This is a genomic window from Pseudonocardia sp. Cha107L01 (assembly GCF_052566575.1).
This window is the reverse complement of the sequence record NZ_CP199579.1, coordinates 2,850,212-2,876,407: the sequence shown is the minus strand read 5'-3', so window position 1 is coordinate 2,876,407 and position 26,196 is coordinate 2,850,212. Positions and strand designations below refer to the sequence as shown.

Genomic DNA, 26,196 nt, shown 5'->3' with positions numbered 1-26,196 from the left:
GTGACCCCTAGCCGTGACGGCTACCCATGACCGCGGTGTCAGCCGCCGAGGTTCAACACGCTGAGCGTGCCGTTGTCCAGGTTGGTCACGTAACCCAGCCGGCCGTCGGGCAGAACCGCGACGCTGGTCGGGCTCGGTCCGGTCGGGATCGTGGCGGTGACCTGGTTGGTCTCCCCGTTGATCACGGACACGGTCCCGTCGCCGTCGTTCGCCACGTAGGCGAAGCGACCGTCCGGCGACCAGGTGATCGACTGTGGGTTCTTCCCGACCGGAATCGTGGCGGTCACCTTGTTGGTGTTCGTGTCGATCATCGTCACGTTGTTGCTGTCGTAGTTGACGTTGGCCACCAGCGGCCGGGTGGGGTGCACCGAGAGCGCGTGCGGACTCGTCCCGACCGGGATCTGGGCCGTCACCGCGCCCGTCTTCACGTCCAGCACCGAGATCAGGTTGGACTCGTGGTTCGCGGTGTAGGCGCGGGCGCCGTCCTTGGAGAACTCGATCCAGTGCGGGTTCGCCGGGACCTTGATCTCCTTGATCACCGCGAACGAGGAGGTATCGATCACCGATACGGTGCCGGAGTCGTGGTTGGGCACGTACAGCTGGCGCCCGTCCAAGGTGACCGCGCCGCGGAACGGCCTGGTTCGCACCGGCACCGTCGCCACGATCTGGTTCGAGGTGGTGTCGAGCACGCCGACGACCGCGATGGTCCGCGCCTGGTCGAAGATGCTGATGTAGACCCGGCGGCCGTCCGGCGAGAACGTGAGGAACTGCGGTGGCCCGGCCGGCACCGGGATCGTGGCGATCACCCGGTTGATCGAGGTGTCGACCACGGTGACGACCTTGGCCGTGCCGTTGGCAACGTAGACCAGCCGGCCGTTCGGCGAGACCGCGGCGAACTGCGGCGTGGCACCGATCGCGATCGGGGTGCCCAGGCTGGGGATCGGCACGCTCGCCACGATCGCCGACGCGGGCGGCGGCGGCGCCACCGCCGCCGGGTTGGCCGGCGCCGAGTCGGAGCCGGAGGGCGGGGTCGCCCGCAGCGAGTTGATCACGAAGACGGTGCCGAACACCACCGCGACCGCCGCCACCAGCGCCAACACTCCGAGGCCCAGCAGCTGCCACTTCGGCACACCGGTCCGGGCCGGTTGCGGAGCGGGCCGCGGCGCCGCCTGGCCGCGCGGGTCGTACCGACCGCCGCCGGGCCCCTGACCACCGGCACCCTGACCACCGGCACCCTGGCCGCCGGGACCCTGGCCGCCGGGCGGACGGCCACCGGGCGGGCCACCCAGCTGCTGTGGCGGCCCGGCCTGCTGACGGCCGGAACCGGGCCCGGGAGGACCTGATCGCGGGCCGGCCGGGGGCGCTGACGGCAGAGTGGGGATGCGGGTGGTGAGCGACTCCGGATCGGCGGGACGGCGGGACGGCGCGTCCAGCGCGGCTCCCGAGGCCGACGCAACCGACCCGGCCGGCGGCGCCTGCGGTCCGGAACCGGGTCCGGTTCGCGTGACGCCGACCGGCGGAGCCGGTGCGCGCAGCTCACGCCTCGGTGCCGCGCCGCCGCCGGGCCCCGCCCACGCCGACTCGGCAGCGTCCGCGGTGGGGACCGACCCGCCGCGGCCACCCTGACCATTGGCACCGTTCGACCCGCTGACGGCGTTCGAGCTCCTGGGGCCGCTCGCCCCGTTCGTCGACGGGATGCCGGCCAGCGTGGCCGCGCCGAGCGCTACCGCGTACTTGGGGTGGGTGTCCACCACCGTCGGGCGGCCGAGTTCCTCGGACACCATCTTCGCCACCAACGGGATCCTGGAGGACCCGCCGACCAGGAGCACCGCGCTGAGCTGCTCGGGGGTGACCTGCGCCGAACGCAGCGTCCGGGACAGCGCGCCGATCGTCGACTCGATCGGGGCGCGGACCATGTTCTCGAACTCTTCGCGGGTCAACTTCACGTCGAAGTGTCGGCCCGGCAGGAACACCGGCAGCACGGTCTCGGTGTCGACCGAGAGCGCCTCCTTGGCCAGGATGCAGTCCTGCCGCAGCCGGGCCAACGCGATCGTGGTCTGCGGGTCCCGAAGGTCGAGCTCGCTGAGCGTGCCGCCGGCGGTGAAGTTGACGTGCGACAGGATCGCCTCGTCGAAGTCGACCCCGCCGAGCCGCTCGATGCCCTCCGGGGTGCCCAGGATCTCCACTCCGGAGGGCCGGGCCCGCAGCACGGTGGCGTCGAAGGTGCCGCCGCCGAGGTCGTAGACGGCGACGATCTCGCCGTCGTCCAGCTGGCGGGACGCGGCATAGTGCGCGGCGGCCGCCTCCGGCTCGGTGACCAGGATGACGTCGACCAGCCCGGCCAGGTTCGGGACCTCTTCGAAGAGGCCACGGCGGAACGGGCCCCAGTTCGCCGGATGGGTCAGCACCACCCGCCCTGGCGAGTCGCCCTCGGTCTCGGAGACCTTCGTCAGCACATCGCTCAACAGCGCGGCGAGCAGCGCCGTCACCGCGTGCGGCGAGCCGCCCAGCATCACCGGGGTCGGGTCGCCGAGTCTGCGCTTGAACTCGCGGCCGACCCGGTCCGGGCTGCTCACCGACCGCCGACCGGCGGCATCACCGGTGACCATCTCACCGTCGTCCCGCAGATAGACCACGGCGGGAGCGACGACCGAGCGGTCTCCCAGGGTGAACATCTCCACCTGGGTGGGGTGCGCGACAGCGGCGGCCACAAAAGTGGTGCCCAGATCTACGCCCAGGTTGTAACTCACGAGGCCCCTCCGCCGAATGGGGCCCTATCCTAGCTCGGGGCGCCCACGAAGATCGAGCCTAATGCGCGCGGGTGCCGCCGCCGTGACCAGGCGTTATGCAGAGGTTACCAAATAGGTGCCCTGATTGGGGGTGGGGAGAACCCCACCTCTTGCTGGGGCTGACACCCTTCCGGTCCGCCCCCTTCCGCTGGAGACTTGATCGATGACCCCGGCGTCTCCTCGGCACGACGGCGAGCGGTCCCCAAACGGCCTCGCGGTTGGGGGCCTCGAGGCGCTGCCCGGGGCCCGGCCGGTGGACACGACCGGCCGGGGCCAGGGCAGCGACTCCGGCACCACTGCCGGCACTCCGCTGGGCGCTGCCGGCACCCCCGTGCGCTCCGCCCGCGAATCGATGGGTGCTGCCCAGCGACGGCGGGAGCGCGCCCAGTGGTTGCGTCGGCAGCTCCTGGAGCGCCAGCTGCACGACGGAGCCTCGCTGCGCATCTCCGCGCTGGCACTGCGCCTCGGTCTGCTCCGCTACGAGGCCCCGTGCGACGAGTCGGACTGGCAGAACCGGATCGACGAACTGCAGGACGAGCTGCACGCGGTGCTGCAGGAGCTGCGCGAGGTGGCCGGGAAGATCTACCCGCCGCTGCTGGACCAGGCCGGGCTCGGGCCCGCGCTGCGCGAACTGGCCGACCAGTTGGGCGCCGAGGTGGAAATCGTCGCCGGGCCGGACCGGTTCGGCCCGGTTGCCGAGGGCGCCGCGTACTTCGCGGTCGCCGACTGCCTGACGGCCGAGTCCCACGGCGCGGCACCGGTACTTCAGGTGTCCATCGCGCGCGACCAGCGGGATCTGACGCTCATCGTCGCCGGCGCCACCACCACACACGTCGAATACATGCTGGACCAGGCCCACCCGCTGGGCGGTACGGTCAATCTCGCCCCAGGCACCGAGCCGGGCAGGGGCACGATCACGGTGAGGATCCCATGCGAGTAGCGCTGGCCGAGGACGGTGCCCTTTTCCGCGAGGGCCTGTTGATGCTGTTGCGAGCGGCCGGACACGAGATCGTCGGCGCGGTCGGGGGCGGCGACGAACTCGTCGCGCTGCTGGCCACCGAACAGGCCGACGTGGCGATCCTGGACATCCGGATGCCACCCGAGCCGGACGGCGGCCTGACCACCGCGGAACGGCTGCGCGCCAGCTACCCCGAGATGGGCCTGCTCTTCCTGTCCCACTACGCGGAGACGCACTACCTGATGCGGATCCTGGAGATCGGCACCGACAGCATCGGGTACCGGCTCAAGGAGAAGGTCGGCAGCGTCGACGTGCTGACCGACACGCTGAACCGGATCCACGACGGCGAGATCGTCATCGAACCCGTGCTGGCGAAACGGCTGGTGGAACGCCCCCGGGGGGACAAGAAGGACGTCGTCGCATCGCTGTCCGAGCGCGAGATGGACGTGCTGCGGCTGATGGCCGAGGGCCGGTCCAACAACGGCATCGCCGGGCAGCTGTTCGTCACGCCCAAGGCCGTGGAGAAGCACATCGCGAACATCTTCGGCAAGCTCGGGCTGCACACCGACACCTCGGAGCACCACCGCAGGGTGCTCGCCGTGCTGACCTACCTGCGCTCGCAGCGCACCGAGGTCTAACGCCCTCCGCGGGCCTGCCCCGATCCGGGTGACACACTGAAAATCGCACGTCAGGCTTGGCTGGGCCGGACTCGCCCCCTAGCGTGTGCCCGACGGCTCGGACCGGTGGGTGCGTGATGAACAGGACGCTCGTAGCGAGATCGCTGCGGCTGCTTCTGGTCGCGTGCTTCGTCGCGGTCGTCTTTCCGCTCGTGGTCCGGGTGCTGGGCTTCGTGATGCCACAGAACGAGGCCGCCGTGCTGCTGCCGTTCGTGGCCGCGGCGGCGAGCGTGGCGGCACTTCCGTACGTGCTGGCCGTGGTGGACAAGCTGGTGCACCGCCTCGCCAGGGACTCCACCACCACCCCGTACTCCGCGCTGGCCGAGGCGGCCGCCCGGATCCGCGGCGGTTCGCTGGAGCAGGCACTGCCGGGGCTGGCCAGGGTGCTCGCCGAGGGAACCGACGCGCAGCGGGCCGAGCTGTGGCTGGCGGTCGAGGACAAGCTGGTCAGCGCGGCCTGCTACCCGCCGTTGGACACCGTCGCACCGCGCACCGTGGCGAACCTGGCGGTACTGCTCGCCCAGCCGGACACCGACCACGTGGTCCCGGTGCTGGACGGACCGGTACTGCGTGCCGTACTGGCCATCGGCAAGCCGGAGCGCCCGGTAACCCCGTCCGACCAGCGGCTCATGCAGGACGTGGCCAACGGCGCCGGCATGCTGCTGCGCGGCGTGCAGCTGAACGCCGAGTTGGAGGAGCGGGTCCGCCGGGCGGACGAGCTGGCGGACGAGCTGAAGGCGTCCCGGCTGAGGCTGACCCAGGCCCGCGACGTCGAGCGCCGCCGGTTGATCACCGAGCTCGGGAACGTGACGACCGATCGGCTGGCCACCTTGCGCGAGGACCTGGCCAGCGCCGGCCAGGCCCTGGCCGAGCCCGAGCCGGGCAACGGTGTCGTTGCTGGGCCGGCCGCGGGTACCTCCGACAAGCGCGACGGGGACGATCTCGGCAGCGGCAGTGACGACGACAGTGACGACGCCCGGGACGACGACCGGGACGACGACCGGGACGCGGACGACCTCGACGAGGACGACGAGGAGCCGGAGCTGACCGGCGCGGCGGCGGCGCAGCAGGCCGTCGTGCGCGCCCGGGTCCGCCTCGACGAGCTGCTGGACCGGTTCCGGGTGATCGCCAGGGGGGTCTACCCGGCGGTGCTGCGCGACCAGGGCCCGTACGGCGCACTGGACGAGTTGGCGACCGATCTCCCCCGCCCGGTGCGGCTGACCGGCAACCTGCCCGCTCGGCTGGCCTGGGAGGTCGAGTCCGGGATCTACTACCTGGCCGCCTCAGCCATGCAGCAGCTGGCCGGCCAGGCCGGGGAGCGCGCCCTGCGGGTGCACCTGACACACGCCGACGCCCGGCTGGCGGTGGAGATCGACGACCCGACACCGAGCACGTCGATCGCCGAGCTGCGCAACGGGCTGGCGCACGACGCCGAGCGGCTGGCCGCCCTGGGCGGTGACCTGGAGGTGTCCGAGGACGACGCCGGCGGGGCCCGGCTGCGCGCCTGGCTGCCCGAGCAGCTCGAGCCCTACGTCGACCGGTTCAGCTCGGTCGGAACCCGGCCCGGTGCGCCGTGAACGGCCGTCGGCCGGAGGTCGCGCTCGCCGTTGGGTACTCCGTGCTGCTGGCCGCCTGCGTCGTCGTCTCGATCGGCTGGCTGGCGGTCGGCGCGCTGGTGGCCGTGGCCACCTACTCCCCCTCGGTGGCCGCCGCGATCACCGAGCAGGCCGCCACCGGCAACGCCTGGGCTCGCGGGGTGCTCGACGCCGTGCCGCACAGCGAGCCACTTGCCCAGGCGGTGCTCGACTACGCGTTCTCCGGGCTGAACCTGCTGATCGGCGGGATCCTGCTGTTCCTGGGGCTGCGTACCTGGGTCACCCAGTGGCTCGCCGTCGCGATGATCGGCTCGGCCGGCGCGTTCAACCTCCAGGCACACGCGGCGGCGGCCGCGGTGCAGAACGCGACCGGCCTCGGCATCGGCGGCCTGCACCAGATCCTGCTGCACGGGGTGGCGTGCGCGGCCTACATCGTCGCGCTGCTGCTGCTGCCCGCCGGCCGCTGGCAGCTCGGGCCGGTCGGCGGGATCGGCCGGCTCGCGCTGCTCGGGGTGGGGGCCGGCACCCTGGTCGTGGTCGGGGTGGGCACCGCGCTGCTGCCGCACACGGTCAGCTGCATCCTGTTCTTCGGCTTCGGGGTACCGCTGGCCGGACTGGCCGTGCTGCCGCACCGGATCCGGCACGGCGAGACGGCCGAGCGGCGCACCCAGGCCCGGCTGCTGTTCAGCGTGCTGCTGGCGTCGTTCGGCACCTGCTGCGTGCTGGCCGTGCTGACCCTGCTCCTGTGGTACCTGGGTATGCCGGGACTGATCCTGGTCGACCCCACGGCACACGCCGCCGAGGCCGGTGGCGGTCAGCCGACCGCGCTGCTGTTCTGGTTCTGCCGGCTGTCCGCCGCCGGTATCGCGGCCGCGGTGCTGGTGGCCATCCGGCGGGGCCGGTTGTGGCGGGCCGAGCGGGTGTTCAGCCGGGGCCTGGCGTCGATGATGGTGATCGTCATCGTGGGTGGCGGCTACGTGGTGATCAGCGCGATCGCCGGGTGGCTACCCGGCACCGGGAGCGGCGAGGGCGAGGTGATCGCGGCCGCGGCGGCCACCGGGCTCGCCGCGCTGGCGTTCCTGCCGGCCTACCTGCGCGCCGAGCGCCTGGTGGACCGGCTGCTCTACGGCCGCCGGCCGGCCCCGTACAGCGTGCTGGCCGACGTGGCCGCGCTGTCCCGCGGCAGCTCGTCCGACGGGCCGAACCTCGCCGGCGTGGCCGAGTCCATCGGTCGGGGACTCGGTGCCCGGTCCTGCCGGCTCACCGTGTTGCGCCCCGGGCTGCGGGACCGGACCTATGCCTGGAGCGACGGCACCGAGGGTGACGAGCCGGCCGAGGACCACGTGGTGCTGCCGATCCGCCAGGGCAGCGAGCAGATCGGGTCGATCGCGGTGGACCGGGGCGCGGTGGCCGGCCTGCACACCGAGCGCCGCACTCTGCTCGAGGACGTCGCGGACAGCCTCGGCGCGATCCTCCAGGCCAGCAGGCTGGGCATCGAGCTGGAGCGGCAACTGCGGGCCGCGCTGGCGCACGCCGAGGAAATCGCGCTGTCGCGGCGCCAGGCCGTCGCCGAGATGGACAGCGAGCGCCGGATGATCGAGCGCGACCTGCACGACGGCGCCCAACACCACCTGGTGTCGCTGCGGCTGGCGCTGGGCCTGGTCGAGCACGAGGTGTCCAGCGGGCAGCTCGAGCAGGCCAGGGAGCGGTTGGACCAGCTCGCCACCCAGATCAGCACCGCCGAGGGGGTGCTCGCCAAGACGGCGTCCGGGGTGTCGTCGATCGTGCTGTCCGAACGCGGGTTGGCCGCCGCGCTGGCCACCGACCTGGGCGCCGCGGACCCGCCGATCGCGGTCTCCTTCGAAAATGGCGCGGACGAGCGCCGGTTCGGGCCGGAGATCGAGTCGGCGGTCTATTTCTGCTGCCTGGAAGCGGTGAACAACACGCAGAAGCACGCGCAGGGGGCGCCGGTGGCCATCCGGATCGGGCTGGCGGCCGGCACCCTGTGGTTCAGCGTGCGGGACGAGGGACCCGGTTTCGACCCTGGCGCGAACGCCGGCTCGGCCGGGCGCGGGCAGGGCAACCTGGTCGCCCGGATCACCGCGGTCGGCGGACGGATCACCGTCGAGTCGGCGCCCGGGGCGGGGACCACGGTGTCCGGCGCGGTGCCGGTACCTGCCGAGTCGACGCCCACAGCCACCCAACCGGTACCGCCGGCATTGCTGCGGGCCGCCCAGCTGAGCCAGGCGGGGGCGGCGGGGGCGGGGGCGGGGGCGCCACGGTCATCGGCGCCGGCGGTGTCGACCCCGGCCGGGCAGCCGGCACCGGCCGGGTCAGCGGCGGCCGCGTCAACACCCGCCGAACCGGCACCGGGCTCGGCGGAGCCGACCGAGCCCGCGCAGCTCCAACCGGCGGCCGAGGCGACGCAGCGGATCCGGCCCCAGTCGGCCGCCGCCTATCCGGTCACCGAGGCGACCCAGGTGATCCGCCTGCCACCGCTGCCGCCTGAGGCACCCCAACGCACCACCGCGCTGCCAGCCAGCTCGCCGACCGTCGACGCGACACAGCGCATCTCGACCCAGCCGCCGCCACCGGACACGCCGAGGACCGAGGACGCCACCCGGCGAATCGCCCTGCCCACCGTGGACACCACCCAGCAGATCCCGAGCGCACTCATCGCCGAAGCAACGCAGCTGATCCCCACCCAGCCGGTGGTGGGCAAGCCCGGCGAACCGGTGAACGGCGACCAGTCGCTGCCCGCTCAGGCACGGGCACTGATCCGGGCCGCCCAGCAGATATACCCGGACGGACCCGAGCGCAGGCAGCTCGCCGAGCTGGCGGACCGGCTCGGTCGCCCCTCCCGGGTGGCGGTACTCGGCGCCGCCGGCGCGGGCACCAGGACGCTGCTGCGCGCGCTGCGCAACGAGCGGTTCAACCCGGCGCTCGAGCTGGCCGACCACGACGGCGCGGCGCGCCAACCCGCCGACGCTGTGCTGATGGTGCTGCGCGGACCGGGACTCGAGGACGCCAGCCTGTTCGAGACAACAGACACCGAGACAACAGACGCGGCAACGGACGCGGCAACCGACCCCGAGACAACAGACAGCGCGGCAACAGACAGCGCGCCAACAGACAACGCGGCGGAGCCGGTACCGACGATCGGGGTGCTGGCCCGTGCTGACGAGCTCGGCGGCTCCAGGCTGGACGCGTTGGAACGCGCCAAGAAGATCGCGGCGGACTACCGGAACGACCCGGAGATCTCGCCGCACTGCCAGACCGTGGTTCCGGTGGCCGCGCTGCTCGCGGTCGCCGGCGCCGACCTGACGGAGCCGGAGTTCCAGTCGCTGCTCGGACTGAGCAACCGGGCGCCCGCCGAACTGTCCGAGCACACCACCCCGGAGCTGCTGGCGCGCCTCGGCTGGTTCGGCATCGAACAGGCCCTGCGGCTGATCCACGCCGGCGGCGCACCCAACCGCGGCAAGCTCGGCCAGGAGCTGGTCCGGCTCAGCGGCCTGCCACAGCTGCGCGAGCTGCTGGCCTGGCGGATCGCCAGGCCGGCCCAGGCGCTGCGGGTGCGCGCGGCGCTCGCCGAGTTGGAGAGCGTCGTGCGGGGCGCCCCGCGGCGGGGTCCGCACGCCGACGACCTGCTCTACCAGCTCGAACGGGTTCGCTCCGGGGCACATGAGCTGGTCGAGATCGACCTCGCCGACGCGCTGCGGTCCGAGACGTTGCGGCTGCCGGCCGGAGACCGGCAGGCGGCGGAGCAGCTGCTCGGCGCCGACGGCCCGGAGCCGAGCGCCAGGCTGGGCCTGCCCACCGACGCCGCGCCGGCCGCCATCCGGGACGCCGCCGGCGAGCAGCTCGTCCACTGGCAACGGCTGGCCTCCCACCCGGCCACCACGTCGGCCGTCCGGGACGCCGCCCAGGTGCTGGTCCGCACCTGCGAGCAGTTGCTGGCCGGTTCCGCCGGCTGAGGCCGGTGCGACGGGCAGCCGCGGACATGCGCCTGGACCCATCGCCGGCTGGCGGTGGGTCCAGGGTTGGGATTCCCGGCGGGCGGTGGTCGTCCCCCGCCGGGTGGTGGTTGGCCTGTCAGTCGTCGTTCTTGGAGCCGGAGCCGGAGCCGGAGTCGGCCCCCTGCTTGTCCGACTCGTGCTTGTCGGACTTGCTCTCCGGGTTCTTGACCAGGATCTGGCCGCGGTCCACCGGGGGCGCCCCGGTGGTGTCGAGCTTCGGGTGCCGGGTGCCCTGGGGGTTCACGATCGGAGCGGGCTGGTGCACCGGCTTGGCCTCGCCCTGCTTCAGCGGGCCATGACCGCCACCGACATTGCCACCACCGACCGGGCCACTGCCGCCTCCCTGGCCACTCGGTGTGCCGCCTCCGCCGCCCGCTGGGCCGCCCGGGACGCCTCCTGCTGGCGCGCCGCCCTGGCCGGCTCCACCCTTGCCGCCGCCGCCCTTCCCGCCGTCGCCCTTGCTCGCATTCCCGCCACCGGCACCCGGCGTGCCCGCGCCTGGAGTTCCAGCAGCGGCACCAGTTCCAGAGCCGCCCGTCTGCGGCGGATTGCCCGTGCCCGCAGTGCCACCGACCGGGGTGCCGTTGCCCGGGGTGCCGTCGCCCGGGGTGCCGTTGCCCGGGGTGCCGTTGCCGCCATTGCCGTTGCCGCCATTCCCGCCGTTGGGCTTGCCGCCGTCCTTGCCGCCGTCCTTGCCGCCGTCCTTGCCGCCGTCCTTGCCCTCGCCGTCCTTGCCGTCCCCCGGCTTTCCGGGATGGGGCTTGCCGTCGATACCGGTGTCGGAGGGGCGGCACTTGTCGGTGCCGGGCCCCTGGTAGTCGGGGCAGCTCGGGCGGTGGTCCTTGTCGTGGTCCTTGTCGTGGTCCCTGTCGTGGTCCTTGTCGTGGTCCCTGTCGCGGTCCCAGTCCTTGTTCCAGTCGGGGTGGCGCCGGTGCGGCCACCAGGCCTTGCCCGGGCAGTGGACCCGGCTCCCGTGGTGGATGTCAATGAAGGTGTAGTCGTGGATCACCGTGGTCGCCGGCTGGATGACGGTGACCGCCGCGGGCTGGAAGGTCCGCCAGGCGTTGCCGGCGTAGCCGACGTTGCGGACATCGGTCGGCGCGGCGAGCGGGTTGCCGCTGAAGCACTTGACCGTGGGGGCGCCGTAGCTGTCCACGAACACCGCCGTGCCGGCCTGCAGCACCGCTGGGTAACCGGTGAAGGCACCGTCGGCGTAGCCGTAGCTGGTGACCGAGGTGTCCGAGCGCAGCACAACCGGGGTCAGGGTGCCCACGAAGTCCGGGATCTTGTCGGAGGTGACGCCGAGCGCGGCCGCCCAGGCCGTCGCCCGCGGTGGGTCGGCCTGCAAGTTACTGATCATGGTCTTCGCGTCACAGCTGTTCTGGTTGCCGGAGTCGCCGAACAGGCCCGGGGTGTCGCTGGAGAACTGGCCGCCGGCGGTGACCGGGGTGGCCACCGTCTGGTCCTGGCCCACCGGCTCCATGAACGGGTTCTCCCCGGGCGACGAGGTCGGCTCGAGCTGGACCTGCGCCGCGGCAATGGTCGGGGTGGTGGAGACCTTGTTCGGGGTGGACACCGGACCGGCGATCAGTGCGCCGACACCCACCAGCACCGCGAAGGCGGCGAGCAGCACGAGGATCGTGGTGCGAACCGAGATTCCGGAGCCATCGGCTGGACGTCGAGGCTGCGGCGGAGGGTTCATGTCGGTGGTCATCAGGGGTGTGCTCCTCGGTGACTGCGGGTCCCCAGCTCTGATACTGGAAACGGTGTCACTCCGGGGGTGCCGATTCGATGGTGTGCTCCCCCGCGAGCGCGGAGCCTTCCCCCGTAACCGAGGTAGGGTTCTCCCCCGACCAATGCGCGGAATTGATCAGCGCGGTGCGGCGCATTACGGCAATTGGCCTACCGAGTTGGTCCGGATGTATTAGTCCGATCGACCGGTCGACAACGCACAAAAAATCGGCCCGACACCGTCAGTGGTGTCGGGCCGACTCTGGGTGTACCTGAAATCAGACCTTCAACAGTCGGTCGAAGAATTCGCGGTAGCGCCCGAATGCAACTCGAAGATCCTCGGTCGAGGAACCCTCGTCGGACAGCCCCGCCTCGAGGTCTCCACGCTGGCGGCGGAACACCTGCTCCAGCTCGTCCAGCACGTCGCCGACCAGCCCATCGATCTGCTGAACGGTGTGCCGGGGATTGTCCACGAAGTCGCCCTTGAGCTCGTCCCAGCGCTTCTGGAAGCCGGCCGCGCGGTCCGGCGCGATGAGGCTGGGCGACTGCTCGCCGGCCGCCGTGCCGCCGGTGCCGGACCCGGCATCGGAGACCGTCCCGTCCGCGTGGGCAGCGGCGCCGTCGGCGTGCGGCTCAGCGTCGTCGAGGCCGCGCATGCGGCCGGTCTCGCCGGTGGCCCCGTGGGTGTCGGCGTCCCGGGTGCCGGGCTCTCCGACGTCGTTCCCGGTGGGCGGGGTCCGCTCCTGGAGCTCGTCCTCGCTGGCCATGTCGTTCGCTCGGATGCCGTGTTCGGTCGTCATACCGTGCCCTCCTGTCCGTTCGACCCGTGCCGCGCCTTCGGTCGGTCGTCGTCGTGCTCGGTCCTCGGTCGGTCGCCCGCGGGGCGGTCGCTGCCGCGCTCCGCGTCGCGCCGGTCGTGCTCCCGCTGGTCATCGCCACGCGGGTCGTCGCCACGCGGGTCGTTGTTGCCCTGCTGGCCGTTGCTGTCGCGCCGCGCCTTCAGCTGGTCGGTGTCCCGCCGGGCGCTGTCGGTCCGGACGCTGTCGCTCTTCGGCCCGTCGCTGTCGTGCAGCAGGGCGTCCACCAGCGAGCGGTAGGACGTGACGGCGGTACGCAGCTCCTCGGTGCTCACCTCGCCACGCTCGTTGGCCCTGGCGATCCGCCGCGCCTCGCGGTAGTGCTGGGTGACCTTCGGGTACTTCACCGACAGGTCGTCGGCCCGCTGGTCGAAGTCGTCGACCGGGTAGCCGCGTGCCGACATCACGGCCACGACCAGACGGTCGGCGTGGTGCACCGCCTTGGCGGGGCCGTCGACGAAGTCACGCTGGACGTCGGACCAGCGCTGCTCGAACTGGCGTTGCTGCCCCGCATCCAGCGTGCGGAGCTCGAGTTCCTTGTGCCGCTTCTCGCGCTCGAGCAGCTCCGACTCGGCACCCTGGCGATCGTCGGCGCGTTCCACGGCCCGGTCGTACTCAGGGCCGAAACGCTCTTGCAGGCGATCCGAGCGACGCTTCTGAGTCAGTCGGTAGATCGCCGCACCAATTGCCAGAATAACGATCACCGCTATTATGATCACTATAACCGTGGTGACACTGTTCATGGGGTTTGAATGCCCCACTGAACAGCACCGCACGCGGCGTAGTGATACCCGTCACATTATGTTTTGCGCGTCCCTTTCGGAGCCCATGAGATATGCCGATTATGTCCGGTCAGCCCGGGTCGGCCGCCAGCAACTCGGCCACCCCGGCGTTGATGAAGGCGGTGTCGACCGGGTTCGGCCCGCCGCCGGCGAAGTGTCCCCACACCCCGGGGATCACCCGCAGCTCGGCGTTGGGCATGTGGCTGACCGCCCACGCCTCGTCCTCCGGCGGGAAGTAGAGGTCCTTCTCCGCCGGCATCACCAGCGCCTTCGCCCTGATCGAACCGAGCGCCTGCTCGATGGAGGTGAACCCCGGGCCGCCGCCCACGTCACCGGCCCACCAGGTGTCGAGCATGGTGAGCAGGTTGTTCGGGTCCCGGCCGTCCAGGAAGAAACCCTCCCAGAAGCCCACCGCGAAGTCCTCCAACGAGGCGAACCCCAGCTCGCGCCACACCTCGTTCCAGTAGAACGCCTGCGAGAAGCCCCAGCCGGCGTAGATCCGGGCAAAGGCGCGCAGCCCGAGCATGGGCCAGTCGTCGTCCGGATACCAACCGCCGGCGAACTTGGCATCCGCGGTCAGGGCGGACCGCAGCGAGTCGAGGAAGACCTTGTTGTGCGGCGCGGTACGGGACGAGCCGCAGAACGGCAGGATGCGCTGCACCATCTCCGGGTGGCTGACCGCCCACTGGTAGGTCTGCCCCGCGCCCATCGACCAGCCCAGCACCAGCGGCAGGGTCTCGATCCCGAACACCTCGGTGATCAACCGGTACTGCGACTCCACGTTGTCCCGCACGTTGACCCGGGGGAACCGGGCGCGGTCCCACGGCGGCGGGGTGTTGGACGGCGAGCTGGACAGTCCGTTGCCGAGCATGTTCGGCACGATGATGAACCACCGCTCGGGGTCCAGCGCCATACCCTCGCCGATCAGCCACTCGTTGTCCCAGTGCCGCCCGGAGTACCAGGTGGGGTACACGATGGCGTTGGACTTGTCCGCGTTCAGCGTGCCGTAGGTCTGGTACGCCACCCTTGCCGGGCGCAGTGTCGCCCCGCACTCCAGGGTGAAGTCGGGGATCTCGTGCACCTCGTACGGCGCGTCCGGGCCAGTCACAACGTCTCCTCGCTCGGTGGCTGTGTCCGTGCTGGCGAGCTCGGTCACGAACTCACCGCACAGCTTCCTCTGTCGGCGGTGACCGGACCAGCGGCGGACGGTTTGATGTCGAAGTCGAATATCGCCGTCGGCAGGTACAGCGAGCAGCACGCGTTCGGGATGTCCACCACGCCGCTGACCCGGCCCTCGATCGGCGCCGCGCCCAGCAGCAGGTAGGCCTGCTCGCCGCTGTAGCCGAACTTCGTCAGGTAGTCGACCGCGTTCAGACAGGCATTGCGGTAGGCCACCGTGGCGTCGTTGTAGAGCTGGGTGTCCGTGGTGTGGTCCACCCCGATGCCGATGAAGGTGACGAACTCGGAGTAGCGCGGCTCCACGTTGCCCGGCATCAGGATCGGGTTGGTGGTGACGCCGTAGGTGGCCATCCCGCCCTTGATCAGGTCGACGTGGAAGTCGATGAACCCGCCCATCTCGATGGCACCGCAGAAGGTGATCTCACCGTCGCCCTGGCTGAAGTGCAGGTCCCCGCCGGAGAACAGCGCGCCGGCCACGTGCACCGGGTAGAACACCCTGCTGCCCCTGGTGAAGTTCTTGATGTCGTGGTTGCCGCCGTTCTCCCTGGCCGGCACGGTGCGCGCGCCGTCGGCGGCGATCGCGGCGGCCACGTCCCCGGTGGCCGAGCCGGGCAGCGTCTGATCCACCAGCGGCGGCAGGGCGAGCGGCGGCACCCGGTCCGGATCGGTGGCGATCAGTGCCCGCTCCCGCGCGTTCCACCTGCTCAGCAGCTCGGCCGACGGGGCGGTGCCGAACAGGCCGGGGTGGGTGATGCCGGTGAACTTGACGTTCGGGATGTGCCTCGAGGTGCACGACTGGCCGGAGAAGTCCCAGATCGCCTTGTACGCGTCCGGGAACCGGTCGGTGAGGAAGCCGCCGCCGTTCACCTTGGAGAAGATCCCGGTGTAGCCCCAGCCCTGGCCGGGCGACGGGCCGACCTGCTGCGGCACCGGGCCGAGGTCCAGGATGTCGATCACGAGCAGGTCGCCGGGCTCGGCGCCCTCCACGTAGATCGGCCCGCTGAGCATGTGCGCCCTGGTCAGGTCCACGTCCCGGACGTCGTTCGCGGAGTCGTTGTTGCCGATCTGGTTGTCGGTCCACTCCCGGCACTCCACCCGGATGTCCTGGCCGGGGCGTACGCGCACGGCCGGCGGGATGTCCGGGTGCCAGCGGTTGTGGCCGGGCACCGCCTGCTCGGCCATGGACAGGGCCTGGTCGACACTGAAGACGACGTCGGGCATGGCGAACCTCCGAAGCAGGTGCGGATCAGGGACGAGGTACTGGCTCAGGGGCGGGGCAGCCGGGCGTGCCGGGGGTCGGTGCTGACCGGGGTCCGGCGGCGGGACGGCGGTGTCGACGTCACCACGGCCGGTTGGTGCGCGCTGCGCTCCTGGGCGTCCAGCGCACGGCGCATGCCGGGGTCGCCCGCGCGCAGGGCCGGCGCACCGAACACCCTCGAGGCCGGCTCCGCACAGTGCGGACAGCGCTCGAGCTCGGAGAGATCGGCCATGGCGCGCCGCACGTCGAACGGTCCGCATCGCCCGCACCGGAAGCCGTACGTCGGCACCGCGCCACCCCTCTCACCCTGTTCGACCCGGGTACCGCGAGACCGGCCGCCCGGCCCGGGTACCCACCGCCGCATGCTGTCATAAGAAATAGTGTCATTAGAAAGTATTCATGTGAGCCATCGACGTCAAGGGTCGCGGCCCGGTACCGGCCGGACGCTGTTCAGACGCCGGCGGTCAGCTCGGCGAGCACCTCGAACTCGAGGCCGTCGGCGTGGGCCAGGTAGACGTTCTGGAGCAGGTGGTTGCCACGCATCCGGACGTCGCCGCGGGGCCCGGAGTAGGCCAGTGCCTCCGCCGAGGCGGTCATCCTGGCCGGGTCCATCCCGCCGGCCCGCTCGGCGAGCTGGGCCAGCAGCAGCAGTCCCTCGTAGCAGGACTCACCCAGCGAGTTCAGCGCGGGCGCATCCACCCCGAACCGGCGGACGTAGCGGGCGGAGAAGTCCAGGCTGTCCGTCGTGGGCAGGGACTCGAAGTAGCCGGCCGAGGCGTACAGGCCGACCGCGTTGGCCGCCCCGGTGGCCAGCAGCATGTTCTCCTCCATCAGCGGGCTGAAGCGCACGCAGGTCGCGTCCAGCCCGGCCGCGGCGAACGCCCGGTTGAACTGCACCGCGTCCGAGCCGACCAGGAACATCAGAACCCCGTCCGCCCCGCTGCGCGCCACCCGCCGCAGCACCGCGTCGAAGTTCTGGGTGCCCAGCTCCACGAACACCTCGTCGGCGATCAGCGCGCCGCAGCTCGGTGCGTACCGGCGCGCCGCTGCCGCCGAGACCCTCGGCCAGACGTAGTCGTCGCCCACGATGCACCAGCTACGGATGCCCAGCTCAGCGGCCATCCAGCGCAGCCCGGGCAGCACCTGGCGGCCCGGCGTCTCGCCGGCGAGAAACACCCCGGGAGTGGTCTCGCCGCCCTCGTACAGCGGGGAGTACACATAGGGCACCCGGCCGGCGACCAGCGGCGCGATCCGCTGGCGGACCGCCGAGATGTGCCAGCCGGCGACCGCGCCGACCGACTCGTCGGAAATCAGCCCGGCGACCTTCGCGGCCACCTCGCCGGGGGCCGCACCGCCGTCGACCACGCGCAGCCGCAACTCCCGGCCGAGCACCCCGCCGGCGGCGTTGATCTCCTCCTCGGCCAGCCGGCCGCAGGCCTCACAGGACGGGCCGAACATGCCGGCCGGGCCGTGCAGCGGCACCACGAAGGCGACCTCGAGCACGCCCGGGTCCGCCCGGCGGGCCGGCGCTGGCTCCGGCGCCGGTCGTCGCTCGGCTCGGGCGGTCACCACCGCCGCCGAAGGCTGGTCGAGGTCACGCCCCCATTCTGGCGCTACTTCGTTTCGGAAATGTTTATCCTGAACGGGTTGTGCGGCGAAAGGCGGAGAACGCGTGTCAGTTCCAGTTCAGACCTCACTGGCGGGACTGCTCGCCCAGGCTGAGCGTCGAGTGGCCCGCCGGATCGAGTCCGCGCTGCGCACCGCCGACATCAACGCCGAGCAGTGGCGGGTCCTCACGCTGCTGGCGGATGGCTCCGGGCACCCGATGAGCGAGATAGCCGGCTTCGCGATGGTCCCCGCCCCGACCCTGACCAAGATCATCGACCGGTTGATCGACCGCACCCTGGTGTACCGACGGGTGGACGTCGAGGATCGCCGGCGGGTTCTGGTGTTCCTCTCCTCACGCGGCGCGGACCTCTACCACCTGGTCGGCACCGACGTGGCGGTCGCCGAGCGGGAGCTGGCCGATGTCCTGGGCGACCGCGACGCCGCCCACCTGGCCGATCTGCTGTCCAGGCTGCTGGACCGCCTCACCTGAGCCCCCTTCGGCGGGTCAGCGCGAACGGGAGCGTTCGGCCGGACCGACGGCGAAGCGGAAGCGCCCGCGACCGTAGGCGTAGTAGACGACGAAGCCGATCGCCATCCAGACCACGAACCGCAGCCAGGTCTCCACGCTCAGGTTGAGCATCAGCCAGGCACAGGCCAGCACGGCCAGGATCAAGATCAGCGGCACCAGCGGCGTGCGGAACGCGCGCGGCAGGTCCGGCCGGGTGCGGCGCAGCACCATGACCCCGATGGACCAGCACGAACGCGAACAGCGTGCCGATGTTGACCATCTCCTCCAGGCTGCTGGCCGGGAAGAACGTCGCCGCGATTGCCACCACCACGCCGACCAACAGGGTGATCCGGGTCGGCGTGCCCCGGGAGCCGGTGTGGGCCAGTCGGCGTGGCATCAGCCCGTCGCGGCACATCGCGAACAGCACCCGGGTCTGCCCGAGCAGCAGCACCAGCGGCTCGTCGGTATCCGCAATGGACTGTTCGATCGACTTGACTCGCGACTGTCTGTCCCCCGCCATCCGCCGGACGCCACCGGGCCACCCACTTGAGGTCAGCAGTCCTGAGCTGGACTTGATCTGGGACTGGGCCGGCCCTCGCCGGCCGGTCTTCGGGCGCAAAAGGTTCAGCACACCGCGCCGGCAGGGCAGTATCGACGAACTGGTCGGATGCAGAGCCACGTGGGGAGCGCGAGTGAAGAAAACTTCGGGACCGCTGAACGAGACCGGGTCCATACACGATCACCGCGCGGGCATGATGACCATCGGTGAGCTGCGCTCGGCCATCGACACCAACATGATCCACACCGTGCTGCTCGTGCTGGTGGACATGCAGGGCCGGCTGCAGGGCAAGCGCTGTGCGGCCCGGTACTTCATGGAAGAGGTGCTGCCGCACGGCGCCGAGGCCTGCAACTACCTGCTCGCCGTGGACGTCGAGATGAACACCGTGGACGGCTACGCGCTCACCTCGTGGGAGCAGGGCTATGGCGACTTCGAGCTGGTCCCGGACTTCAGCACCCTGCGCCGGGTGCCCTGGCAGTCGGGCACCGCGCTGGTGTTCGCCGACCTGAGGCTGACCACCGGGGAGCCGGTGCGGCCCTCACCCCGGCAGGTGCTGCAGCGGCAGCGCGACCGGCTCGCCGAGCGCGGCTGGCACGCGCTGTCCGGCACCGAGCTGGAGTTCATCGTCTACCGGGACTCCTACGAGGACGCCTGGCGCTCCGGCTACCGCGACCTCACCCCGGCCAACCTGTACAACATCGACTACTCGATCCTGGGCACCTCCCGGATCGAGCCACTGCTGCACGCGATCACCTCGGGCATGACCGGTGCCGGGCTGTACGTGGAGTCGGCCAAGGGCGAGTGCAACCTCGGCCAGCAGGAGATCGCGTTCCGCTACGACGAGGTGCAGGTCACCGCCGACAACCACGCGCTGTACAAGAACGGCGCCAAGGAGATCGCCGCCCAGCAGGGGCATTCGCTGACCTTCATGGCGAAGGTGGACGCCCGCGAGGGCAACTCCTGCCACATCCACATGTCGCTGCGGGACGCCAAGAACAACCCGGTGATGGCCGCGCCGGACGGCTCGATGTCCGCGATCGGCGAGCAGTTCCTGGCCGGTCAGCTCGCGGCGCTGCGCGAGTTCTCGCTGCTCTACGCACCGAACATCAACTCTTACAAGCGGTTCGCGCTGGGTAGCTTCGCGCCGACCGCCGTGGCCTGGGGCCTGGACAACCGGACCTGCGCGCTGCGCCTCGTCGGGCACGGGCAGTCGCTGCGGGTGGAGAACCGACTGCCGGGCGGCGACGTCAACCCGCACCTCGCGCTGGCCGCGGTGATCGCCGCCGGGCTCCACGGCATCGAGAACGAGCTGCCGCTGCAGGAGCCGGTCGTCGGCAACGCCTACACCTCGGGGGCGCCGACCGTGCCGACCACGCTGCGCGAGGCGCTCGCCGAGTGGGAGGGGTCGAAGCTGGCGCTGGACTGCTTCGGTGCGGACGTGGTGGCGCACTACGCCAACATGGCGCGGATCGAGCTGGCCGCGTTCGATGCGGCGGTCACCGACTGGGAGAAGATGCGCGGCTTCGAACGCCTGTGAGCCGCTGGCGGGGGACCTGGTGGCCCGGTACGACTGGTGCGGCTGGTGCGCAAATCCACATTTCGTACGACCGTACCGGGGCATTAGGTTAGCGACGTGAGCAGGCTTGAAGATCGAGTAGCAGTGATCACCGGCGCCGGTAGCGGGATCGGGCTGGCCACCGCGCGCCGGCTGGCCGCCGAGGGCGCCCGGGTGGTGTGCGTGGACATCGACGCCGCCGGCGCGGAGGCCGCCGCGAAAGAGGTCGGCGGCCTCGCCGTGCAGGCGGACGTGACCTCGAAGGACGACGTGACGCGGATCTACGCCACGACCGACGAGACCTACGGGCGCATCGACATCGCGCTGCACAACGCCGGCATCTCGCCGCCGGACGACGACTCGATCCTGACCACCGGGCTGGACGCCTGGCGCCGGGTCCAGGAGGTCAACCTGACCTCGGTGTACCTGTGCTGCCAGGCCGTCCTGCCGTACATGCAGCGGGCCGGCAAGGGCTCGATCATCAACGTGGCCTCGTTCGTCGCGGTGATGGGCTCGGCCACCTCGCAGATCTCCTACACCGCGTCCAAGGGCGGCGTGCTGGCGATGACCCGCGAGCTGGGCGTCCAGTTCGCCCGCGAGGGCATCCGGGTCAACGCGCTCTGCCCGGGGCCGGTCAACACGCCGCTGCTGCGGGAGCTGTTCGCCAAGGACCCGGAGCGGGCGCAGCGCAGGCTGGTGCACGTGCCGATGGGCCGGTTCGGCGAGGCCACCGAGATCGCCGCCGCCATCGCGTTCCTGGCCAGCGACGACTCCTCGTTCATCACCGCCTCGGAGTTCCTGGTCGACGGCGGCATCTCCAGCGCCTACACGACGCCCCTGTGACCGGCACTGTGACCGAGCCGGTGTCCGGTGGCCGGCCGCTGATCGCGCTGACCAGCTACCACGAGCCGGCCGTGTGGGGTGTGTGGAACGACGTGCCGGCCGCGCTGCTGCCGTGGACCTACGTGCGGCAGGTGACCGACGCCGGCGGGGCGCCGATCCTGCTGCCACCGGTGCCGTCGGCGATCCCGGACGTGCTGGCCCGGGTGGACGCGCTGCTGCTCACCGGCGGCCCGGACGTCGACCCGGCGCGCTACGGCGCACCGCGCGACGCGGCCACCCAGCCGGCCCGGCCGGCCCGCGACGAGGCTGAGCTGGCCGCGCTGGCCGCCGCCGAGGAGCGCGGCATCCCGGTACTGGCGATCTGCCGGGGCGCGCAGCTGCTCAGCGTGGCCAGGGGCGGTTCGCTGCACCAGCACCTGCCCGGGCACGCGCCCCGCAACCCCGGTCACTACGACGCGAACGAGATCCGGATTGCCGCCGGCACCCGGCTGGCCGCCGCCCTCGGCGAGTCCGCGACGCTGGCCTGCGCCCACCACCAGGGCATCGACCAGGTCGGCACCGGGCTCAAGGCGGTCGCCTGGGCGGCGGACGGCACCATCGAGGGCACCGAGGACCCGTCCGCGCGGTTCGTGGTCGGCGTGCAGGCACACCCCGAAGAAGGCCCGGACACCCAGGCGCTGTTCGAGGCATTCGTCGCCGCCGCCCGCTGGGCTCGCCGCCGCCCGGCCTGACCCGTTCCCATCTCCGCGAGTCGGGCCTCTCAGCACACCGAGTCGGGCCTCTCAGCACACCCGGCCGACCGGCGTATCCGACTCCCGGTCCCGACTCCGGGTCCGCGGCCGTCGAACTTCCGGGGCACCGAGGCGCTTGCGGCAGGGCTGGTCACCCGTGCCCAACTGCGCGGTCCCCGGTACCGGCGGGTGTTCCCGAACGTCTACGCCAGGGCCGAACACCCAGACGATCTGAGCACTCGGTCGAAGGCGGCATACCTGCTGGTCCGCGGCCAGCACGGGGTGGTCGCCGGGTACTCCGCCGCGTTGCTGCTCGGCGCCGACTGCGCCCCCTCGGCAGCGCCGGCCGAGGTACTCGTCGCCCGTAACACCCGGTCGCACCCCGGGCTGACCGTGTACTACGGCTCCCCAGAACCGGCCGACCTCACCTACCGGGTCGGCCTGGTACGCGCGGGCCTGCCGGCCCCGCACGTGCAGTACCGGATCCTGGACGAGTAGAGCTTCGTACTGGCACGTGTCGACCTCGCCTATCCGGACGCGAAGCTCGCCCTCTAGTACGACGGGTCGACCCATTTCAACCGGCGGCGCGCGGACGCCGACCGACAGCGGGACGCAATACTGGCCGGCCACGGCTGGCAGACGCTCCGACTGGGTGCCGAGGACATCGGCGCGGCCCAGACCAGCCAGCGGGTCGGCGACCTGCTCGCCCTGCGCTCACCGACCTGACCGGCCTGACCGGCCTGACCCGTGGAATCTAGCGACTCGGCCCGCGGAATCTAGCGACTCGCGGGTTTGGTGCGGTCCAGGTCGGGCTCCAGGTAGATCAGGTGGGCGGCGGGGACGGCGGCCCGGATGCGCTGCTCGGCGTCGTCGATGGCCTGGGCGACGTCCTCGAGCCGCAGCGCCGGGGTGAGCGCGATCTTGGCGGCGACCAGTAGCTCGTCCGGGCTGAGGTACTGGGTCCGCAGGTGCAGTACCCGCTCCACCCGGCCGGCCTCGAGCGCCTCGGTGATCAGGCGCACGGTGGTCGGGTCCGCGCCCTCGCCGATCAGCAGGCTCTTCATCTCGATGATCAGGACGACCGCGATGGCGCCGAGCAGCAGGCCGATGCCGACCGTGCCGATGCCGTCCCAGATGCCGTTGCCGGTGAGCATCGTGAGGCCCACCCCGAGCAGCGCCAGTACCAGGCCGATCAACGCACCGAAGTCCTCCAGCAACACCACCGGCAGCTCCGGCTCGGTGGCCTCCCGGATGAACCGCCACCAGGAACGGTCACCCTTGAGGTCCCGGGACTCGTGGATGGCGGTACGGAAGCTGTAGGACTCCAGCAGTACGGCCACCCCGAGGATCACGATCGCCACGATCGGGCTCGTGATCGGCGCCGGCTCCAGGACCTTGTGCACGCCCTCGTACAGCGAGAACACCGCGCCCAGGGTGAACAGCAGCAGGGCGACGACGAATGAGTAGAAGAACCGGTCCCGGCCGTAGCCGAACGGGTGCTCGGGCGTCGCCTCCCGCTGGGCGCGCTTCTTGCCCAGCAGGAGCAGGCCCTGGTTCGAGGTGTCCGCCAGCGAGTGCACCGACTCGGCGAGCATCGAGGACGACCCGGTGAACAGGAAGCCGACGAACTTCGCCACCGCGATCCCGGCGTTGGCCGCGAGGGCGGCGATGATCGCTCGGGTACCGGATCCGGCGGACATGCTGGTGCTCCTCGGTGGCTCAGCCCACTGCCTGGCGAAGATCGAAAGATAGCCGTTCGCGCCCGTCCCTAGGGACGGCTTAACCCGTCGGTGGCCACGAACAGCTGGGCCTGCCCGTCCACGGACGCGGCCTTCACCTCGACATCCTTGGCGTCCAGCCACACCGAGTCGCCCCGGCGCAGGGTCAGCGAGTGGCCCGAACCGGCGGCCACCTTGACCGAACCGACGGTGCACAGCGCGATTCTCGGCCCGCTCGCCGGCAGCGAGACCATGTCCCCGGCATTGCCGTTGGCCCAGTCGAGGCGCCACAGCCGGAACTCCTCGGTGGCCGTGTCGTACCGGGTGATCGGGCCGTCGGTCACGCCGGTCACCCTCGGTGCCGGGCCGGCCTCGAAACGCAGCACCCGCAGCAGCTCCGGTACATCCACATGCTTCGGGGTCAGCCCGCCACGCAGCACGTTGTCCGAGTTCGCCATCAGCTCGATGCACGCGCCGGACAGGTAGGCGTGCAGCAGGCCGGCGTCCTGGAACAGCGCCTCGCCGGGGGCCAGGGTGACCCGGTTGAGCAGCAGCGCGGCGAGCACCCCGGCGTCCCCTGGATAGCGCTCGGAGAGATCCAGCACGGTGCGCACCTCGGCCCGGAACCGGCCGACGCCGCTCGCGGTACCGGACTGGCCGTCGGCGCCGGCCCGGCGCAGCAGGGCCACGCAACCCTCCTGCACGGCCGGGACCAGCTTGTCCAGTACCGCCTGCGGCAGGGTGATCCAGGTGCTGAACAGCGCCCGCAGCCCGTGCTGGTCGGGTTGCCCGGCGAGCAGTTCGACGTGCGCGGCCAGCTGCGGCACGTTCAGCTCACGGAGCAGCTCGACGGTCACCGCCGGCTCCCGGAACCCGGTCAGCGCATGGAACTCGGTCAGCGCGACGACCAGTTCGGGCTTGTGGTTCGGGTCCTTGTAGCTGCGGTGCGCGTCGTCCAGGGCGATTCCCTGGGCGTTCTCCCTGGCGAAACCGGCCGCCGCGCCCGCCATGTCGGGGTGCGCCTGCAGGCTCAGCGGCTCGTCCGCGGCCAGCACCTTGAACAGGAACGGCAGCCGCTGGTCCCAACGCCGCGCGCTGTTCTCACCCAGTCGGCCGTCCGGATCACGGGTGATCTCGTCGAGCAGCGACCGCCGCTGACCGTCGGGGCCGAGCAGGTAGGACGGGTCACCCGGGTGCGCACCGAGCCACAGTTCCGCCTCGGGGTGTGGGGACGGCACTTCACGGCCCCGCAAGCCGGCGATCACCGTCCGGGAGCCCCACGCGTACCTGCGCACCGGGTTGTCCAGTAGCTCCATCGTTCTCCGAAATCTAGCTGCTCAAGGGGGCGGGCGGAATACTCGATCATGACTATTCGAGCGGCGGTTACGCCGGCCCGGAAAGTTGTCTTGCCCCATCCGGATCGGTGTCGAGGTCGGTGTTGAGATCCGAGCCCAGTACGCGACCGGCCAGGCCCAGGTAGAGGGCGGCCAGGTCGAACCGGGTGGCGAGCAGCGCCGCCCGCCGCAGGACAGCGTTCGGCGTGCCCGGGGGGATCTCCTCCACCAGATGCAGCGTGTCCGCCGAGGCCCAGCCCCGTCCGGCGTGGCGCATCACAGCGTCGGCGGGATCGGTCTCCTCGGTGGCCAGCAGCAGGATCCGGGGCGGCGCGGGGAGTGCGGCGCCGCCGCCGGTCGCCTCTACCGGGTCGTCGAACGGATCGTGGAAGATGTCCGCCTGGACCGGACGGGCCAGCACCCGCTGCAGCCCGGTCGCACTGGCCGCCTCCGCCACATCGGCGGCGTGCCCGATGACCGCCGCGTGCGCGGCCAGCGTCGCCACCGCATAGTGCGCCACCGCGGTGCCCGGCGCGTCGACGCCCCAGAGCAGGGGGGTGTGGTCGGCCAGCCGCAACGCCAGCGCCTTGGCGGGGTTGACGAACGACTCGTGCGAGAGGTGGTCGCGCTCCAGCTCCCGGTCCAGGTCGGTGGCCAGCTCCTCCAGGTCCGCCTTGAGCAGGCCGAGAGCTGTCACGGTGACCAGCAGGGTGGCCAGCGCGCGCGGGAAGTCCAGTCCGGCGGGCACCGGGACGCGGGGCTCGAGCAGCCGGGCGGCACCGGCGCCGGCCGCCACGATCGGGCCTTCACCCGGCGCGGAGAGCACCACCTCGCAGCCGCGTCGCACCGCGCGGCTCACCGAGTCGGCCAGCTCGCGGTCCGCCGCATCGGCGGTGTGCGCCACCAGCACGTCCAGCGGGCCGATCCAGCTCGGCGCCTCCGTGGCGACCACGACAGGCACCGGGCAGGCCGGCCCGAGCAGCGCGTTCACCAGCGGCACCGCGTAGACCGAGCTGCCCGGCCGGATCAGCAGAACCAGGGCTCTTGGCCGGCTGCCCTCCAGGGTCGCGACACCCGCCTCGGCCGCCGCCTGCCCGGTCGAGCGGAACTGGGCGCCGGCGGTTGCGGCCGACCGGAGCAGCCCGGCCGTATCCGCCTCGGCCAACGCAGCCGAATCCTCCAGCAGGCTGTCGTCGAGCACCGCGATCACTTCTCGCCCGGTGGACCGTCCGGGGCATCACCGTGCGCTTGCGGCAGCTGCGCCTCGTCCAGCAGCAGGACCGGCACACCGTCCACCACCGGATAGCGGCGACCACAGGCCGTGCAGGTCAGAACCTCGGCATCCGGGTCGGCCTCGGTCCCCACCCGCAGGGGGGCGTGGTCCGGCGACGGGCAGGCGAGGATTTCCAACAACTGTGGATCGAGCTCGACGGCCACGGTCGACCCCTTTCTGTGTAGTCGCGTCCGGTCTAGTCGCGTGCGCGTCCGATCAGGTGCG

The 26,196-nt window shown here is 71.7% G+C and carries 21 protein-coding genes and 1 pseudogene; 9 read left to right on the top strand and 13 right to left on the bottom strand.

The annotated features are described in order from the left end of the window. Window positions 1–38 precede the first annotated feature (38 nt). Entirely contained in the window at window positions 39–2,750 is a 2,712-nt protein-coding gene (locus ACTXG6_RS13680; protein WP_445188165.1) for an Hsp70 family protein, read from the bottom strand. Between the two features lie 202 nt (window positions 2,751–2,952). On the opposite strand from ACTXG6_RS13680, the gene ACTXG6_RS13675 reads away from it, so the two are divergent. The 4 genes from ACTXG6_RS13675 to ACTXG6_RS13660 all read left to right on the top strand — a co-directional run bounded on the left by ACTXG6_RS13675 (window position 2,953) and on the right by ACTXG6_RS13660 (window position 9,993). Beyond that, entirely contained in the window at window positions 2,953–3,729 is a 777-nt protein-coding gene (locus ACTXG6_RS13675; RefSeq protein ID WP_445188164.1) for a sensor histidine kinase, read from the top strand. Next, a complete protein-coding gene (locus ACTXG6_RS13670; protein ID WP_445188163.1) occupies window positions 3,720–4,385 on the top strand; it encodes a response regulator transcription factor in 666 nt (221 codons plus the stop codon). Before ACTXG6_RS13675 ends, ACTXG6_RS13670 begins: the two co-directional genes overlap by 10 nt. 116 nt (window positions 4,386–4,501) lie before the next feature. Beyond that, a complete protein-coding gene (locus tag ACTXG6_RS13665) occupies window positions 4,502–6,001 on the top strand; it encodes a hypothetical protein (protein ID WP_445188162.1) in 1,500 nt (499 codons plus the stop codon). Beyond that, window positions 5,998–9,993: an ATP-binding protein gene (locus tag ACTXG6_RS13660; RefSeq protein ID WP_445188161.1), complete on the top strand. Its 3,996-nt coding sequence runs from the start codon at window positions 5,998–6,000 to the stop codon at window positions 9,991–9,993. Before ACTXG6_RS13665 ends, ACTXG6_RS13660 begins: the two co-directional genes overlap by 4 nt. Before the next feature lie 118 nt (window positions 9,994–10,111). Here the strand turns inward: ACTXG6_RS13660 and ACTXG6_RS13655 are convergent, their stop codons facing one another. The 7 genes from ACTXG6_RS13655 to ACTXG6_RS13625 all read right to left on the bottom strand — a co-directional run bounded on the left by ACTXG6_RS13655 (window position 10,112) and on the right by ACTXG6_RS13625 (window position 17,345). Beyond that, window positions 10,112–11,749 carry a DUF6777 domain-containing protein gene (locus ACTXG6_RS13655; RefSeq protein WP_445188160.1) on the bottom strand — a complete coding sequence of 546 codons (1,638 nt, stop codon included), beginning with the start codon at window positions 11,747–11,749 and terminating at the stop codon, window positions 10,112–10,114. A gap of 295 nt (window positions 11,750–12,044) precedes the next feature. Then, on the bottom strand, window positions 12,045–12,566 hold the full coding sequence (locus tag ACTXG6_RS13650) for a hypothetical protein (RefSeq protein WP_445188159.1): 522 nt from the start codon (window positions 12,564–12,566) through the stop codon (window positions 12,045–12,047). Further along, window positions 12,563–13,366 (bottom strand): hypothetical protein, encoded by an 804-nt coding sequence (locus ACTXG6_RS13645; RefSeq protein ID WP_445188158.1) that lies wholly within the window; start codon window positions 13,364–13,366, stop codon window positions 12,563–12,565. The genes ACTXG6_RS13650 and ACTXG6_RS13645 overlap by 4 nt, the downstream gene beginning before the upstream one ends. Window positions 13,367–13,475: 109 nt before the next feature. Next, a complete protein-coding gene (locus tag ACTXG6_RS13640) occupies window positions 13,476–14,513 on the bottom strand; it encodes an alpha/beta fold hydrolase (protein WP_445188157.1) in 1,038 nt (345 codons plus the stop codon). Between the two features lie 44 nt (window positions 14,514–14,557). Next, complete coding sequence (fmdA, locus tag ACTXG6_RS13635; protein WP_445188156.1) at window positions 14,558–15,805, bottom strand: formamidase; 1,248 nt, start codon at window positions 15,803–15,805, stop codon at window positions 14,558–14,560. 44 nt (window positions 15,806–15,849) lie between these two features. Beyond that, the gene (locus ACTXG6_RS13630; protein WP_445188155.1) at window positions 15,850–16,131 is read right to left on the bottom strand and encodes an FmdB family zinc ribbon protein; all 282 of its coding nucleotides are present in this window, start codon (window positions 16,129–16,131) and stop codon (window positions 15,850–15,852) included. Window positions 16,132–16,292: 161 nt separating this feature from the next. Next, on the bottom strand, window positions 16,293–17,345 hold the full coding sequence (locus ACTXG6_RS13625; protein WP_445188154.1) for a substrate-binding domain-containing protein: 1,053 nt from the start codon (window positions 17,343–17,345) through the stop codon (window positions 16,293–16,295). A 169-nt stretch (window positions 17,346–17,514) separates the two neighbouring features. Between ACTXG6_RS13625 and ACTXG6_RS13620 the strand changes: the two genes are divergently transcribed. Beyond that, window positions 17,515–17,940 (top strand): MarR family winged helix-turn-helix transcriptional regulator, encoded by a 426-nt coding sequence (locus ACTXG6_RS13620; protein WP_445188153.1) that lies wholly within the window; start codon window positions 17,515–17,517, stop codon window positions 17,938–17,940. 15 nt (window positions 17,941–17,955) lie between these two features. Here the strand turns inward: ACTXG6_RS13620 and ACTXG6_RS13615 are convergent. Then, window positions 17,956–18,412 (bottom strand): annotated as a pseudogene (locus ACTXG6_RS13615) (amino acid permease); the annotation flags it as partial. Between the two features lie 298 nt (window positions 18,413–18,710). Between ACTXG6_RS13615 and ACTXG6_RS13610 the strand changes: the two are divergent. The 4 genes from ACTXG6_RS13610 (at window position 18,711) to ACTXG6_RS13595 (ending at window position 22,144) form a co-directional block, all read left to right on the top strand. Then, window positions 18,711–20,054, top strand: a complete 1,344-nt coding sequence (locus tag ACTXG6_RS13610; RefSeq protein WP_445189998.1) for a glutamine synthetase family protein — start codon at window positions 18,711–18,713, stop codon at window positions 20,052–20,054. A gap of 96 nt (window positions 20,055–20,150) precedes the next feature. Beyond that, a complete protein-coding gene (locus ACTXG6_RS13605; protein WP_445188152.1) occupies window positions 20,151–20,915 on the top strand; it encodes a 3-oxoacyl-ACP reductase in 765 nt (254 codons plus the stop codon). Continuing rightward, window positions 20,912–21,646: a gamma-glutamyl-gamma-aminobutyrate hydrolase family protein gene (locus tag ACTXG6_RS13600; RefSeq protein WP_445188151.1), complete on the top strand. Its 735-nt coding sequence runs from the start codon at window positions 20,912–20,914 to the stop codon at window positions 21,644–21,646. Before ACTXG6_RS13605 ends, ACTXG6_RS13600 begins: the two co-directional genes overlap by 4 nt. 189 nt (window positions 21,647–21,835) lie before the next feature. Next, window positions 21,836–22,144 carry a hypothetical protein gene (locus ACTXG6_RS13595; protein ID WP_445188150.1) on the top strand — a complete coding sequence of 103 codons (309 nt, stop codon included), beginning with the start codon at window positions 21,836–21,838 and terminating at the stop codon, window positions 22,142–22,144. A gap of 278 nt (window positions 22,145–22,422) precedes the next feature. Here ACTXG6_RS13595 and ACTXG6_RS13590 read toward each other — a convergent pair whose 3' ends face one another. The 4 genes from ACTXG6_RS13590 to ACTXG6_RS13575 form a co-directional block, all read right to left on the bottom strand. Further along, entirely contained in the window at window positions 22,423–23,346 is a 924-nt protein-coding gene (locus tag ACTXG6_RS13590) for a cation diffusion facilitator family transporter (RefSeq protein WP_445188149.1), read from the bottom strand. A 68-nt stretch (window positions 23,347–23,414) separates the two neighbouring features. Then, window positions 23,415–24,680, bottom strand: a complete 1,266-nt coding sequence (manA, locus tag ACTXG6_RS13585) for a mannose-6-phosphate isomerase, class I (protein ID WP_445188148.1) — start codon at window positions 24,678–24,680, stop codon at window positions 23,415–23,417. 67 nt (window positions 24,681–24,747) lie between these two features. Then, window positions 24,748–25,899: a hypothetical protein gene (locus ACTXG6_RS13580; protein ID WP_445188147.1), complete on the bottom strand. Its 1,152-nt coding sequence runs from the start codon at window positions 25,897–25,899 to the stop codon at window positions 24,748–24,750. Between the two features lie 5 nt (window positions 25,900–25,904). Next, the gene (locus ACTXG6_RS13575; RefSeq protein WP_445188146.1) at window positions 25,905–26,135 is read right to left on the bottom strand and encodes a Trm112 family protein; all 231 of its coding nucleotides are present in this window, start codon (window positions 26,133–26,135) and stop codon (window positions 25,905–25,907) included. Window positions 26,136–26,196: the final 61 nt, after the last annotated feature.

What these genes read in the sequence shown, in the direction of transcription:
- ACTXG6_RS13665 (WP_445188162.1), top strand. Translation starts at nt 4,502, where the DNA reads ATGAACAGGACGCTCGTAGCGAGATCGCTGCGGCTGCTTCTGGTCGCG.
- fmdA (WP_445188156.1), bottom strand. Translation starts at nt 15,805, where the DNA reads ATGCCCGACGTCGTCTTCAGTGTCGACCAGGCCCTGTCCATGGCCGAG.
- ACTXG6_RS13650 (WP_445188159.1), bottom strand. Translation starts at nt 12,566, where the DNA reads ATGACGACCGAACACGGCATCCGAGCGAACGACATGGCCAGCGAGGAC.
- ACTXG6_RS13610 (WP_445189998.1), top strand. Translation starts at nt 18,711, where the DNA reads ATGATGACCATCGGTGAGCTGCGCTCGGCCATCGACACCAACATGATC.
- ACTXG6_RS13645 (WP_445188158.1), bottom strand. Translation starts at nt 13,366, where the DNA reads ATGAACAGTGTCACCACGGTTATAGTGATCATAATAGCGGTGATCGTT.
- manA (WP_445188148.1), bottom strand. Translation starts at nt 24,680, where the DNA reads ATGGAGCTACTGGACAACCCGGTGCGCAGGTACGCGTGGGGCTCCCGG.
- ACTXG6_RS13590 (WP_445188149.1), bottom strand. Translation starts at nt 23,346, where the DNA reads ATGTCCGCCGGATCCGGTACCCGAGCGATCATCGCCGCCCTCGCGGCC.
- ACTXG6_RS13655 (WP_445188160.1), bottom strand. Translation starts at nt 11,749, where the DNA reads ATGACCACCGACATGAACCCTCCGCCGCAGCCTCGACGTCCAGCCGAT.
- ACTXG6_RS13670 (WP_445188163.1), top strand. Translation starts at nt 3,720, where the DNA reads ATGCGAGTAGCGCTGGCCGAGGACGGTGCCCTTTTCCGCGAGGGCCTG.
- ACTXG6_RS13675 (WP_445188164.1), top strand. Translation starts at nt 2,953, where the DNA reads ATGACCCCGGCGTCTCCTCGGCACGACGGCGAGCGGTCCCCAAACGGC.